10 protein-coding genes and 1 rRNA gene are annotated in these 14,772 nt (G+C 47.0%); 1 reads left to right on the top strand and 10 read right to left on the bottom strand.

Translation table 11 applies throughout. The annotated features are described in order from the left end of the window. The 3 genes from GUA98_RS25150 to gyrA form a co-directional block, all read right to left on the bottom strand. Window positions 1–323 (bottom strand): 16S ribosomal RNA (locus GUA98_RS25150); the annotation flags it as partial. A gap of 368 nt (window positions 324–691) precedes the next feature. Beyond that, window positions 692–1,798, bottom strand: a complete 1,107-nt coding sequence (locus GUA98_RS25145) for an HD-GYP domain-containing protein (RefSeq protein WP_193724756.1) — start codon at window positions 1,796–1,798, stop codon at window positions 692–694. Between the two features lie 226 nt (window positions 1,799–2,024). Then, window positions 2,025–4,577: a DNA gyrase subunit A gene (gene gyrA / locus GUA98_RS25140; protein ID WP_154894401.1), complete on the bottom strand. Its 2,553-nt coding sequence runs from the start codon at window positions 4,575–4,577 to the stop codon at window positions 2,025–2,027. 423 nt (window positions 4,578–5,000) lie between these two features. Between gyrA and GUA98_RS25135 the strand changes: the two genes are divergently transcribed. Next, on the top strand, window positions 5,001–5,936 hold the full coding sequence (locus GUA98_RS25135) for a YheC/YheD family protein (RefSeq protein ID WP_193724755.1): 936 nt from the start codon (window positions 5,001–5,003) through the stop codon (window positions 5,934–5,936). 70 nt (window positions 5,937–6,006) lie between these two features. On the opposite strand, the gene gyrB is transcribed toward GUA98_RS25135, so the two are convergent. The 7 genes from gyrB to gntK all read right to left on the bottom strand — a co-directional run bounded on the left by gyrB (window position 6,007) and on the right by gntK (window position 14,737). Continuing rightward, entirely contained in the window at window positions 6,007–7,917 is a 1,911-nt protein-coding gene (gyrB, locus tag GUA98_RS25130; protein WP_095293521.1) for a DNA topoisomerase (ATP-hydrolyzing) subunit B, read from the bottom strand. Between the two features lie 146 nt (window positions 7,918–8,063). Beyond that, window positions 8,064–8,312, bottom strand: coding sequence for an extracellular matrix regulator RemB (remB, locus tag GUA98_RS25125; protein WP_095293520.1), 249 nt, complete (start codon window positions 8,310–8,312; stop codon window positions 8,064–8,066). A gap of 13 nt (window positions 8,313–8,325) precedes the next feature. Continuing rightward, entirely contained in the window at window positions 8,326–9,438 is a 1,113-nt protein-coding gene (recF, locus tag GUA98_RS25120; RefSeq protein ID WP_095293519.1) for a DNA replication/repair protein RecF, read from the bottom strand. A gap of 54 nt (window positions 9,439–9,492) precedes the next feature. Next, complete coding sequence (gene yaaA, locus GUA98_RS25115) at window positions 9,493–9,708, bottom strand: S4 domain-containing protein YaaA (protein ID WP_056697580.1); 216 nt, start codon at window positions 9,706–9,708, stop codon at window positions 9,493–9,495. A 16-nt stretch (window positions 9,709–9,724) separates the two neighbouring features. Then, complete coding sequence (dnaN, locus tag GUA98_RS25110; RefSeq protein WP_127537619.1) at window positions 9,725–10,867, bottom strand: DNA polymerase III subunit beta; 1,143 nt, start codon at window positions 10,865–10,867, stop codon at window positions 9,725–9,727. 220 nt (window positions 10,868–11,087) lie between these two features. Further along, window positions 11,088–12,434 (bottom strand): chromosomal replication initiator protein DnaA, encoded by a 1,347-nt coding sequence (gene dnaA, locus GUA98_RS25105; RefSeq protein WP_095362173.1) that lies wholly within the window; start codon window positions 12,432–12,434, stop codon window positions 11,088–11,090. A 755-nt stretch (window positions 12,435–13,189) separates the two neighbouring features. Beyond that, window positions 13,190–14,737, bottom strand: coding sequence for a gluconokinase (gntK, locus tag GUA98_RS25100; protein ID WP_153980507.1), 1,548 nt, complete (start codon window positions 14,735–14,737; stop codon window positions 13,190–13,192). Between the last annotated feature and the right edge of the window lie 35 nt (window positions 14,738–14,772).

The raw sequence follows: 14,772 nt of genomic DNA, 5'->3' as shown, positions 1-14,772 counted from the left end.
TGGCCGATCACCCTCTCAGGTCGGCTACGCATCGTCGCCTTGGTGAGCCGTTACCTCACCAACTAGCTAATGCGCCGCAGGCCCATCCTCAAGTGACAGATTGCTCCGTCTTTCCAGCTCCCTTCAGGCGAAGGAAGCAAGTATTCGGTATTAGCTACCGTTTCCGGTAGTTGTCCCAAGCTTGAGGGCAGGTTGCCTACGTGTTACTCACCCGTCCGCCGCTAAGCATCAAGGAAGCAAGCTTCCTATCAACTCCGCTCGACTTGCATGTATTAGGCATGCCGCCAGCGTTCGTCCTGAGCCAGGATCAAACTCTCCAATAAAGTATTGAAAAGAGCGATTAGCTCATTTTGAATCTGACGAGATTAAAAATCTCATTTGTTGATCTTGCAAGCAAGATCATTTACTCACTCGTTGTTCAGTTTTCAAAGATCAAACGTCGTTTGCGTCCGAGTGTTGTTCTCTTCAGCAACTTTTATATCTTATCACATCCGAACCAATTTAGCAAACACTTTTTTTCAAGTTTCTTTCGAAGCTTTTCAGTTGGCTTACCGCACCGTGTATCTTGTGTTTTCTTGGCCGGAATTAGAATATACCATGTACAGATTCTTTATGCAAGTACTTTTTTGAAAAAGTTAAAAAGAAAAGAACCACTCCTAGTAGAATGGCTCTCCTATATAAAGAATAAGACTTATCCTATAACTTCTTGGATATATAGCTGCCGCTGTTGCATAAGGTTAATGATTGTCCCCTCTACGGAGACCATTGGACGAGTTGGATGATCCCGATCGGAGAAAATGATCTCACCAATTTGGTTATTGCTAAGTTTAACCCGGATGCCGTTATGGATTTGTGTGGAACGCTGTATAAAGACATTAACGATGGCAGGATCCAATTTGCCAAAGGCCTCACTTTTGATTTGTTCCAAAACGAGATATGGAGACTGTGCTTTACGATAAATCTTCTCTAGAGTCATGGCATGGAAAATATCAGCGATGGCGACGATTTTGGCATAGATATGGATCTGCGTGCCGCTCAGCTGTAATGGGTAACCTGAACCATCCACTTTCTCATGATGCTGAAGAGCTGCCAGCCTTGCTCCCTCATTGATGGCCTTAGCTTGTTTCAGAACCTGGTAGCCATACTTCGTATGTTGTCGGATCTCTTCCTGTTCAGAAGCAGTTAGTGCCGTAGGTTTATGGAGAATTTGTGGATCTACTTTGCTGTTACCGATATCATGGAACAATCCTGCAAAAGCAACCTGCATCCAGTCCTTGGAGGGTAATTCTATCCACTGAGCCAACTGATACGAGGTCATTGCACTCAGTACAGCATGATGATAAACGTAATCATGCTCCTGCATCACTCTTGGACTAAAAGTCAGTACATTATATTGTTTGAGATGTACAAACAAGGCTTCGAGCTGAGTGCGCAGCTCATAAACAGGTAATTCAGCTGCCAGGGAGGATTGAAAGGCGTTCCTGGTCAATCCCACCATCTTCTCATACTCTTCGTGTAGGGAGGATACGGCAGGGGATGATACGGCAATGCTGCCTTTACCAGTCTGCTCCCCATTTTTCTCACCGCTTGTTGAAGCGGCCGCCTTAGTACCGGCACCATTCGTTCCTACTCTTTCCTGTTCGATATCAATCTGGTGAATCATAAAGGCTCTTAGCACTTCTACATCCTTAGGCAGAATAACCTTGCCTTTCTGAAAAAGAACGTTACCACGCACCGTATGTACATCATTCCCCAGTTTTAGGCCAGGTTTGACTTCAGACAGGGTTATTAATCCCATGTTAATTCTCCTCACTCTTCGTTCTTTTCAATGGTAAACAAGACTATAGTCCCGGTTTTCACGATATTTCCCATTATATTACTCATAAATCAGGCTGTACATCCTATATTCCTATATTTTTATAACAAGGAGAGACTATAAAAAAAGGAGCTCCCGTTTGGGAACCCCTCTTTTCTTCATATCTAACTTCCACTACTTCATGACTGGGTCATGCTGTAAAGGTATTTTAAACCTCAGAATCAGAGTCGTCGCCTTCAGCTTCCGCCTCTATACCTGCGTCTTCACTTGGGCTGACTGCAGTACCTTCTGTATCTCCTGCTTCCAGTCCTTCCAGCAGCTCTTCATCTGGTTCTTCTTCATTTTTGTCAATCCGGCTGACTGTGGCTACAGCATCTTCATCACGAATATGGATCAGCTTCACACCTTGCGTATAACGACCCATCGTGGAGATGCCCTCCATGCTCATACGGATCAATGTACCACTCGACGTGATAATCATCAGATCCTCTTCCGTTTTAACCATTTTGAGACTGACTACCGCACCATTCTTCTCTGTAACGTTAATGGTTTTAATCCCTTTACCGCCACGAGTCTGCATACGATAATCGCTGACAGGGGTACGTTTACCGTAACCTTTCGCTGTAACAATCAGAACATCAAGTTCCTGATCGACAACGTCCATACCAATGACAACATCGCCCTCATCCAGCGTGATCCCTTTTACCCCGGTTGCACTTCGTCCCATGGAACGAACATTACCTTCGGAGAAACGAATAGACATTCCGTTTGAAGTACCCATGATGATCTCTTGCTGACCATCTGTGAGTTTAACCTCTATGAGAGCATCGTCATCACGCAAGGAGATACCGATCAGACCACCTTTGCGGATATTGGTATAATCCTCAAGCGGTGTCTTCTTCACTACACCCTGACGGGTGGCGAAGAACAGATACTTGTCGCTCTCGAATTCCTGCACCGGAATCACGGCGTTAACCGATTCTCCCTGTTCAATCTGAATCAGGTTGATAATCGGTGTTCCACGAGCTGTACGTCCAAGCTCTGGGATCTCATAAGCTTTTAGACGGTATACCTTACCCTTGTCCGTAAAGAACATGAGGTAGTTGTGAGAGTTGGTTACAAATAGATGCTCGACAAAGTCGGTATCCTTGGTATCCATGCCCACGACGCCACGTCCGCCACGCTTCTGACTGCGGTATGTTGATACCGGCAGACGCTTCACATAGCCCGTGTGTGTAATGGTGATAATAACCTCTTCACGCGGAATCAGATCCTCATCCAGGATGCTTTCTTCCCCAATAGTGATCTCTGTACGGCGATCATCACCAAAGCGCTCACGAATTTCTTGCAGCTCTTCACTGATAATTTCGAGTACCAGATGCTCATTGGCCAGAATCTCGCGATACTCCGCAATTTTGACCATAAGCTCGTTATATTCATTTTCAATGCGTTCCCGTTCCAGTCCTGTAAGGCGCTGCAAACGCATATCCAGAATCGCTTGAGCCTGATCATGACTAAGCGAGAACCGCTCAATCAACCCTTCTCTGGCTGCATCTGTATTGCTGGAGGAACGAATCAATGCAATAATCTCATCGATATGATCCAGTGCAATGCGCAAACCTTCCAAAATATGTGCACGGGCTTCCGCTTTTCTCAATTCGAATTGTGTACGTCTGCGAATAACCTCAATCTGATGCTGCAGGTAGTGGTACAACACTTCGCGCAGATTCAGGATTTTGGGCTCCTTATTCACAATTGCAAGCATATTGATGCCGAAAGTGGACTGCATTGCCGTGTGCTTGTACAGATTATTCAGTACAACACCCGGGTTCACATCTCTGCGAAGCTCAATGACAATGCGCATGCCGGTACGGTCGGATTCATCCCGAAGATCCGTAATACCATCAATTTTTTTGTCGCGAACCAACTCAGCAATCTTCTCCACCAGTCTTGCCTTATTGACCTGGTAAGGAATCTCGGTAACAACGATACGTGCCTTGTTGTTATTTTCCTCGATGTTCGTTTTGGCCCGCATTGTAACAGAGCCGCGGCCTGTCTGGTAAGCCTGACGAATACCGGAGCGTCCCAGAATATAACCTGCTGTTGGGAAGTCTGGACCATGAATGTAATCCATCAATTCCATGGATGTAATATCCGGATTTTTGATCATGGCCTGAACGCCGTCAATCACCTCTCCCAGATTATGAGGAGGGATGTTCGTTGCCATACCTACCGCAATCCCGCCGACACCATTGACAAGCAAGTTAGGAAAACGAGCAGGTAAAACAACGGGTTCGCTCTCTTCACCGTCATAGTTCGGTTGGAAATCGATCGTATCCTTGTTGATGTCTCTAAGCATCTCCATAGCAATCTTGGACAAACGTGCCTCCGTATAACGCATGGCTGCCGCCATGTCGCCATCGACGGATCCAAAGTTACCATGTCCATCAACATGCATGTAACGCAGGGAGAAATCCTGTGCCATCCGTACCATCGTTTCGTATACGGCAGAGTCACCGTGCGGGTGATACTTACCGATAACTTCGCCGACGATTCTGGCTGATTTTTTATGTGGTTTATCGGGTGTCATGCCTAGCTCTGACATTGCGTACAAAATACGCCGGTGAACCGGCTTCAATCCGTCACGTACGTCAGGCAGGGCACGGCTAACAATGATGCTCATCGCATAATCCATAAACGATTCACGCATCTCGACGCCAATATCCCGATCTTTAATCTGCGAGTTCATTTCTTCCGCCATGCTGGACCTCCTTCTTGTCCTTCAACAAACGTTCCATTCAGTCATTAAAATAGTATATGTGAAAAGCCTAACAAGGCTAAAACCGCGCAACAACGCTACTCTTTATTATATTACTTTCACAAAAGTTACACAATTAAACGTCTGCTGGGTAATAGCCTTTCTTCCGGGAACTTTGAGCAGTCTGGGGATTAGCCCTGCCTTCCTCTCCGTTTACACATACAATGCTAGAAAAGCGGCATATGTACTGCGTGTATTAAGGCTGGTGCCGTTCCCGTTCTACGTCCAAACTAACAATTGTGCAGCCAAACGCACAAAACGTCATATTTCTCTATTATACCACTGATATCATCTCTTGTCCTTTGATTTCTCCGTACTGCTGCTCTTAGGGAACTCTGATAAAAACAAGAAAGGACTGGTGGCTTCTTGAGTATCCAGCGTGTCTCCAGCAAATGGACCAAAACAGTGGTGCTGCAGCGCAGCCGTACTGTGAATGAATATATCCCTGTCACAAGGCAGTACGATCGCCAAACTCTTGAACGGATGACCGAACTGTTTGAGCTCAATTATATTAAGCCTGACCACGGAACCTACGGTAATGGGGTAATGCGAGTAAAAACAGTCCACACCTTCAGTGAACCTCCAACCTCTGATCACTCCAATGAAGAGGAGGACATTACTGCCGAATCGCCCCTTGCCGAGTCCAGCTCACAGGATCTGGAGACTTCCTCACACCAGGTTACAACCTATGAGCTCCAATATGGCACGAAACAGGAGTTTTATCCGACTCTTGATGAGCTCCATCAAGCTCTGGAAGAGCGAATTCAGGGACACCTTTACCTTATTCAGCAGGGCATCCCTCTCCTCAAACACGAAGATCTGCCATTTGACTTACGCGTGCTCACGCAAAAGAATCTGAAGAACAACTGGGAGACGACGGGCATTCTCGGCAGAATTGCTGCACCGGGCAAAATCATAACCAATATTCACGGTGGCGGACGGCTGGCCACATTCGAAGAGCTGGTTCTCCCCCATCTCCAAGCAACCGGATTACAGAAGCTGCGCAGCGAGCTTTACCGACTCGGTATTCATACTGCTGTTCAGCTGCAAAAGTCATTTCCAAGACTCAAAGAGATCGGTATTGATATTGCCCTCGATGAAACAGGCCGCCCCTGGATCCTGGAGGTCAACACACTGCCTGGTATCTATGCCTTTGGCTTACTGCCTGACAAAGAGGCCTATCGCAGGATTAAACGTTATGCAATTGCCTACGGCAGGCTGCCCTCCAAAAAAAAGAAAACATCACGTCATGCTGCCAAACCACAAGCTTCCTCTTCTAAAGTGAAAAGTCGGGCACGCTAATTTTTGGAATCACAGTTTCCATGGCCCGCGAAAGTAAAAAGGCGCCCAGCAGGCGCCTCTTCCCGTATCATCAGATATCGAGGTTTTTCACATATTTTGCATTTTCCTGAATAAAGTCACGACGAGGTTCAACATTATCTCCCATCAGAGTGTCAAACATCGCGTCCGCAAGCATTGCATCACTGATCGATACTTGCAGCATCGTCCGGCTTTCAGGGTCCATCGTGGTTTCCCACAGTTGTCCGGCATTCATCTCGCCAAGACCTTTGTAACGTTGGACGTTAAACTTGGCATTTTCACCGAGACTCGCAATAATTTCATCACGTTCCTTCTCGGAGCCGGCATAACGAATCACTTTGTTGCGCTCAATTTTGAACAATGGCGGTTGTGCAATGTACACATAGCCTGCCTCAATAATTTTGCGCATGTAACGATACAGGAATGTCAGCAGCAGGGTCCGGATATGAGCACCATCGACATCCGCATCGGTCATCAAAATGATTTTGTGATAACGGGCTTTCGAAATATCGAAGTCATCGCCAATCCCCGTACCCATTGCAGTGATGATCGCTCTGATCTCTGCGTTACCGAGAATTCGGTCCAGACGGGCTTTTTCTACGTTCAGAATTTTACCGCGCAGCGGCAGGATCGCCTGGAAATGACGGTCACGACCCTGCTTCGCAGAACCTCCTGCAGAGTCACCTTCGACGATGTACAGTTCACTGATCGAAGCGTCCTTGGAGGAGCAGTCAGCCAGTTTACCTGGCAGGGAGCTCACTTCAAGTGCACCCTTACGTCTTGTCAATTCCCGGGCCTTACGTGCCGCTTCACGTGCACGAGCAGCCTGCAATCCCTTTTCCAGAATGCGGCGGGATACCGAAGGATTCTCTTCCAGGAACTCCTGAAGCTTCTCGGCAAACAGGGACTCGACAATTCCGCGCACTTCGCTGTTACCCAGCTTCGTCTTGGTCTGTCCTTCAAACTGCGGCTCAGGAATCTTGACGGAGATAATAGCCGTAAGACCTTCACGTACGTCATCCCCGGACAAGTTACCTGTGCTGTCCTTGATTACACCCGCTTTGCGGGCATAGTCATTAATGATCCGTGTCAATGCACTCTTGAAGCCCGATTCATGCGTTCCACCCTCATGCGTATTGATGTTGTTGGCAAATGAATAAATATTCTCGGTGTAGTTGTCATTGTATTGCAGGGCAACTTCCACCTGGATATTATCTCTGGAGCCTTCAACGTAGATCGGAGTTTCATGCAATACTTCACGCTTTTGGTTCAGGAAGGAGACGTATTCGATGATACCCCCTTCGTACATAAACGAGTTCGTTGCACCTGTGCGCTCATCTGTCAGCGTAAGACCAATACCCTTGTTGAGGAATGCGAGCTCACGCACACGAGTAAGCAACGTTTCGTAATCATATACTGTGGTCTCCGTAAAAATCTCCGGGTCCGGGTGGAACGTAACCGTTGTTCCCGTTTCATCCGTTGTTCCCAGTGTTTTCAGGTCATACTGCGGCGCACCACGGCGGTATTCCTGTTGATACACATGTCCGTCACGTTTAACGGTAACGACTACTTTTTCGGAGAGGGCATTCACAACAGAGACACCGACCCCGTGCAAACCACCGGATACCTTGTATCCGCCGCCGCCAAATTTACCGCCTGCATGGAGCACGGTCATAACAACCTCTAGTGCAGGACGTTTCATTTTGGCATGCTCGCCGACAGGGATACCCCGTCCGTTATCGACGACAGTGACGCTGTTATCTTCGTGAATACTGATCTCAATATGGTCACAGTAACCCGCAAGCGCCTCATCGATACTGTTGTCCACTACTTCCCAGACCAGATGATGCAGACCTTTGGCACTGGTGGAACCGATATACATCCCCGGACGCTTCCGTACGGCTTCCAGTCCTTCAAGGACTTGAATTTCATTCGCATCATATGACGGTTGATTCATAGACATGCCTTTCACCTACTTCTATAGATTCAATATCGTAAATATGCGTTAACTAAGAATGCATGCTGAATGATCATCTTTGCTTCGTTTCAGCAAGTAGTCCAAACTAAAGACAAGCAGCAGAAGGCATACTATACCCTACCTGTAGAGCTCTAAAGATCAGGAAAAATGTGAGCCCGCTTCTTAAGCGTGGCTGAGGAAATAGGTGAATAGTACACGATATTCTTGGTCACGACAATAGACTTGGCTTCCTCTTCACCGATGCGTTCCACTGTTTTTTCCTGCTCGGCATGCGTGACATACTGCTTGGAGATTTTAGAGGATTTTTCAATCGATATATCAAAAATAGCGACCAATTCGGAAGAACGGATAATTTTCTCGCCGCCCAGATGAATGTACATGTCCCCTCACTCCTTAGCGTTCAACCTGTCCGGCATGAACATGATAAATACTGGCATCTTTGAGCTTGTCAACGTTCAGGCTCTCGATTCCCGTAGCTGTAATAAAGGTTTGCACCTTGCTCTGGAACGTTTCGATCAGCTGCGTCTGACGAAAAGGATCCAGCTCGGACAACACATCGTCAAGCAGCAGGACCGGATATTCTCCGATTTCTTCGTGGATCAGTTCAATCTCCGCAAGTTTAAGGGACAACGCCGTTGTGCGCTGCTGCCCCTGCGAACCATACGTTTGTACTTCCCGGTCGTTAATGAAAAAGGACAGGTCATCCCGGTGCGGCCCACTAAGGGTTGTGCCCCGGCGAATCTCCTGCTCTTTCATTTGTGATAATTTTATCATAAATTGGTCCATTAAAACAGCTTCATCTTCCTCAGCGGCTTCGCTGAAGGATGGAAGATAGGCCAGACGCAGCACTTCCCCGCCTCCGGTGATCCCCTGATGAATGGTTTCAGCCCACTTTTGCAGTTTCTTTATGAATTGTTTCCTTTTTTTGACGATTTTAACACCATGTTCAGCCAGCTGTTCATTCCAGATCTCCAGCATCGTCTGGGCAGAAGCATCCTTGCCCCATAACTGTTTCAGCAGATTGTTTCGCTGGACGAGCACTTTCTGATACTGCTGAAGATGGTACAGGTAGCCTGGTGCCACCTGGCCGATCTCCATGTCAAGAAACCGGCGGCGTACCCCCGGTGTGCCTTTGACAATCTCCAGATCCTCCGGTGCAAACATGACTACATTGAGTGCACCGACAAAATCACTTAACTTTCGCTGCTCAAGCCCGTTGATCTTGGCCTTCTTCCCTTGTTGCGACAAAGACAGCTCCAAATTGACGGTTCCATACTTTTTGTCGACTTCTGCTGCAAGTCTGGCACGTTCCTCACCGAAACGAATCAGCTCCTTGTCGCGGGATGTACGGTGGCTCTTGGTGAGCGCAAGCACAAAGATGGCCTCTGCAAGATTGGTCTTCCCTTGGGCATTTTGCCCGATTAACAGATTCACTGGACCGAAAGATTCCAGCTTCAGATGTTCATAATTGCGGAACTGCTGCAGATCAATGCTGTTGACAAACAAGCGGTTAACCTCCCTTTTATCCCGTCCGTCAGGAGGCAGCAGGGATCAAACTGTTTATTCTGCGGCAACTTCGAACGCGCCTTCTCCGTCCACCTCAACGATATCCCCAGGGTATAACTTGCGTCCCCGGCGTTCCTCTGGCTCTTTATTCACACGTACAAGTCCTTCCTGAAGCAGGGCTTTGGCCATGCCTCCGGTCGGAATGCAATCTGCCAGTTTCAAAAATTGGTCAAGCTTAATATATTCCGTACGAATCGTTACTCGGTTCACTGGAATCTTCCTTTCGTTAGTTGGTCGTCCGGTACGGCAAGATGACGTAAAGGCTGTGACTGTCATCCAGCGGTTTCAAAATGATCGGGCTCATGACGCCGGTAAAAGCGATCATTAGCTGCTCACTCTCCACCACTTTCAGCACATCCAGCATATATTTGGAGTTGAACGAGATTTTCAGCGGATCACCGGTAAATTCGGCCGGTTCAATTTCTTCTCTTACTTTTCCCAGCTCAGAAGAGCTTGATGAAATTTCGATCGTTCCGGATTCCATCGTCTGCATGCGCACAATGTTGGTTTTCTCTTCACGCGACAGCAAATAAGCCCGGTCAATCGACTCACTTAATTTTTTTGTATCCAAAACAAGTTCTGTTTTGTACGAAGTCGGAATAATTCTAGAAGTATCCGGATATGTTCCGTCCAAAATGCGTGAATAGAACAGGACACGGTCAATTTTGAACAGGACCTGGTTGTCAGCGACTACGATATCCACAAGCGTATTTTGATCAGGCACGATTTTGCTGAGTTCGTTCAGCGTTTTACCCGAAATGACGACATTGTTGAAACGCACTCCCTCTGCATTATCCAGCATTGCTGAACGAGTAGCAAGACGGTGGCGGTCTGTTGCCACAAATTTCAACTCATTGTCAGCAAGGCTCCAGAGTACACCTGTCAGGATTGGAGTTGTCTCATGGGTGGAAATGGAGAATACCGTTTGTTTCACCATGTTTTTGAGCAGATCACCTGGAATGGATACCGTTTGGTTCTCTTCAATGCTTGGCAATACCGGGAATTCCTCCGGATCCAAACCTACGAGCTGAATTTCGGTAGCACCTGCCGAGATGAAGGTGTTGAAATTGTCTTTGACCTCCATGTGGATTTCCTGGGAAGGCAGTTTCTTGATGATCTCGACAAAAAACTTGGCTGGCAGTACAACACTACCTGGTTGTTCAACCTGAACTACGCTTTTATCTCCCTCTTCAAGCGGGATAAAGGATTGAATCGATATATCCGTGTCACTTGCTGTCAACGTCACACCTTGATGATTAACGTCGAATTTGATCCCGCTCAAGATAGGGATTGTGGTACGGCTGGAGATGGCTTTGGATACATGCTGGATGGATTCGTTCAAGTAGCTTTTCATTATGCTGATTTTCATGGTTTCACTCCTAGCGGATTTTTTGGCTGTTTGGGTATTGAAAGGTGTTAAACAAAAGGCCGAAGGCCGAGCTTTAAACGGCGTATTTGGAGATGATATCTTTTAGATCTTTTTAGTAATAATAGTAATAGGGGCACTGAATATGTGGATAAGTGGGTACAAACCCATAAAATTAAGCCTATCCACATGTGTACACGTTGTGCATAGGCTTGGGACTTGTTCAGGTTGGATTCTTAATTTTTTCGGTTAAGTTGTTGATAACTTTGTAGAGCTCCTGATCGGATTTGATCGATTGGGAGATTTTTTCGTGCGCATGAATCACCGTCGTATGATCTCGTCCTCCGAAGGCTTCCCCAATTTTGGGCAGGGAGAAATCGGTTAGTTCACGCGATAGATACATGGCAATCTGTCTAGGGAAAGCAACGGCTTTGGTCCGCTTCCGTGCTTTGAAATCTTCAAGCTTAAGGCTGTAATACTCGCCGACCTTTTGTTGGATGTCTTGAATAGTGATCATTTTAGGACGGCTGGAAGGAATGATATCCTTCAATGCTTCTGCAGCCAGATGAGTCGTAACGTCTTGATTCGTCAGTGAAGAGTAGGCAACCACCCGAATTAGTGCGCCTTCCAGTTCACGAATATTGGTATCGATCTGGTTGGCGATGTACATCATTGCTTCGTTAGGAATATCGAGGTTTTCCGCACGCGCCTTTTTCCGCAAAATGGCGATCCGTGTCTCGAGATCCGGAGGCTGGATATCCGTAATGAGTCCCCATTCAAAGCGGGAACGAAGCCGCTCTTCCAGAGTCGGAATTTCCTTCGGTGGTCTGTCGCTGGAGATAATGATCTGTTTCCGTTCCTCATGCAGCGCATTAAACGTATGGAAAAATTCCTCTTGTGTTGATTCTTTTCCCGCCAAAAACTGAATATCATCTATAAGCAGAATATCGACATTCCGGTACTTGTTTCGGAAGCTCTCCCCGCGGTTGTCACGGATGGAGTTAATGAATTCGTTCGTGAATTTCTCAGATGACAAATAAACAACCTTGCTCCCCGGATCATGCTCCAAAACGTAATGGCCAATGGCATGCATCAAGTGGGTTTTGCCGAGTCCAACTCCCCCGTATAAAAACAAAGGATTGTATGCTTTGGCGGGCGCTTCAGCGACCGCCAGCGATGCGGCATGGGCAAAGCGGTTGCCTGGTCCAATGACAAATGTATCGAATGTATATTTGGGATTCAGCATGCTGAGAACCGCTTCTTCCTGAACTACCGTAGGCGTTGGCGCCGGCAGCTGCGGATCCGGTTCAGCAGGCTTGTTCTCTTCGATGACAAATTTCACATCGACTTGCTTGCCTAGCAGTTCATATACTGTCGAGCCTACCAATTTGGTGTAACGGCTCTCCAGCCATTCGACGGCAAACGTAGTCGGCGCGGAAATGACAATAGAACTGTCATTCAGCTTCGTTGCTTTGGTTGCTTTGAACCAGGTATCGAAGCTGGGTTTGCTGAGCTTGTTTTGTATGATTGATAAAATTTGCTGCCATAAATCAGAAGTATGGCTGTCCACAGACTGTCACTCCTTTTACATGTTCCAAGTGTGGCTTAAGCCATGATGCAGTGTCGAAATACGAGATATATTGCCGGAATTTATCCCCAAACCCCCGCAGGTCGAAAACAAAAAAAGAATGAACAACGGAAAATTGTTCACAACTTTATCCACAGGCTGTTGATAATATTATGGGTCAGATCACATATTCACATCCAAAAGTAATACAATCATAGCAAAAGAAGCCCCGCATTTCAACGTATCGCGAGATTTTATCCACAAATTCAATAACTTGTGTATAATTTTTAATCACAACACAATATATTGTTTATAAATTGTTTAATTTTCGACAGGATGACCCAAAAAGCCAAAATGTTTTATACACAGGTTGTTCGTCGAAAATCGCTAAATTGTGTGTAAAACGACTCCTGAGTTGTGAATAACACATCTGTGGATAACCGCGAATTCAGAATGAGCGTTTTGGGGATCTGTTGAATTAACCTCTTTAACCTCATTTGGGGTTGTATGCAACAAGTAGAGGTTCGCAGCAATTATAATAGAGGCGGACAGGCTGATTAATACTAAAAAGGGGCCGGTTGTAGCGCTGGCTGGATAGGGGAAGGAAGTCATGAATTTTGTCGTAAATGCCGGATGGGAAGAATAGATTGAATCAAAAAAATGAATCAAATATATGGACAAAAAAGAGGTTGTTCCTTCAGGCCAGCGTGTGGTCTAAGTGAACAACCTCTTTTTTTGGTGATTAAATGAAGGAACCGTTACTTGGTTCTTAAGGACAATTTGCGTTGGAATTCTGCAATATCCGCATATTCCTCTTCAAGTTTGCGCGAGATGCGAATGAAAATCGGGAGCAGTTCCCGGTAAATTGCCGCGTTTTCTCTAACAGGGGTATGTCTGTGCGTTGTCCCCACCATAGATGAGACGGCATGAAGTGACTTGATTCGCCCTGTAGCATACAGACCGAGGACGACGGCACCCAGACAAGAGCTTTCGAAGCTCTCGGGGACAACGACCTCCTGATTGAAAATATCGGACATCATCTGACGCCAGAGAGGGGAACGTGCGAATCCGCCGGTAGCCTGAATGGAGGTCGGTTGCCCGATCTGTTCTTCCATGGCCAGCAAGACCGTATACAGGTTGAAAATGACCCCTTCCAGGACAGCACGAATCATATGCTCTTTCTGATGATGGAGGGTTAACCCAAAGAAAGAACCACGGGCATCCGGATTCCATAATGGGGCACGCTCTCCTGATAAATAAGGATGGAACAGTAGTCCTTCAGAGCCTGGGCTGACGCGCTCAGCAATTTTGGTGAGGACGTCATATGAATTGATGCCCAGCCTTTTTGCTGTTTCCACTTCTGATGCTGCAAATTCGTCACGTACCCATCGAAATAGCATGCCACCGTTATTCACAGGCCCACCCACGACCCAGAGGTCCTCCGTGAGGGCATAACAGAAGGTCCGTCCTTTGGGATCGGTAACAGGGCGATCAACGACCGTACGAATGGCACCACTGGTCCCAATGGTTGCTGCCACAACTCCAGGCTCGATGGCATTTACGCCGAGATTGGATAGCACTCCGTCACTTGCCCCGATCACAAAAGGAGTAGAGGGGGAGAGACCCATTTTCTCTGCACATTCGTTGTCCATTCCCTCTATTGTATATGTCGTAGGAACGAGCTTCGAGAGATGGTCAGGTGTGATTCCTGCAACCTCGAGCGCTTCCGTATCCCAATCCAGTTGTTCCAGGTTGAGAAGACCGGTGCAGGAGGCGATGGAATGATCTACGATATATTGTCCGAACAAACGGAAGAACAGATACTCTTTAATCGAAATGAACTTGGCTGTGCGCTGAAAAAGGTCTGGTTCATCATGACGCAGCCACATGAGTTTGGTTAGAGGAGACATGGGATGGATCGGTGTGCCTGTGCGCAAATAGATCCGATGACCTTGCCCACTCTCCTGTAATTGGGCTGACCAGGCTGCACTGCGGTTATCCGCCCACGTGATGCAGCGAGTGAGCGGCTTATGATCCGGGTCCATGGCAATCAGACTGTGCATGGCAGAGCTGCAGGACAAAAACATAATTTGTCCTGCACTTACACTGCTCTGGTCCATGACTCCACGTACGGAGCGAATAGCTGCTTGTACAATTTCCTCGGGATCCTGCTCAGCTACATCAGGAGCAGGTGTATATAGAGGATATTCCTGAGTGGAAGTGCTCACAACCTCACCTTGCTCCGTAAATAATACGGATTTGGTGCTGGTGGTCCCGATATCCATGCCAATCATATATTTTTTCATTTGGTGTAATCCTTCTTTCCCTTGATACAGTAAAA

Source organism: Paenibacillus sp. P13VS (assembly GCF_015143645.1).
GTDB lineage: Bacteria > Bacillota > Bacilli > Paenibacillales > Paenibacillaceae > Paenibacillus > Paenibacillus xylanilyticus_A.
The sequence above is the reverse complement of the archived record's forward strand: the minus strand, read 5'-3'. Positions and strand labels throughout refer to the sequence as shown.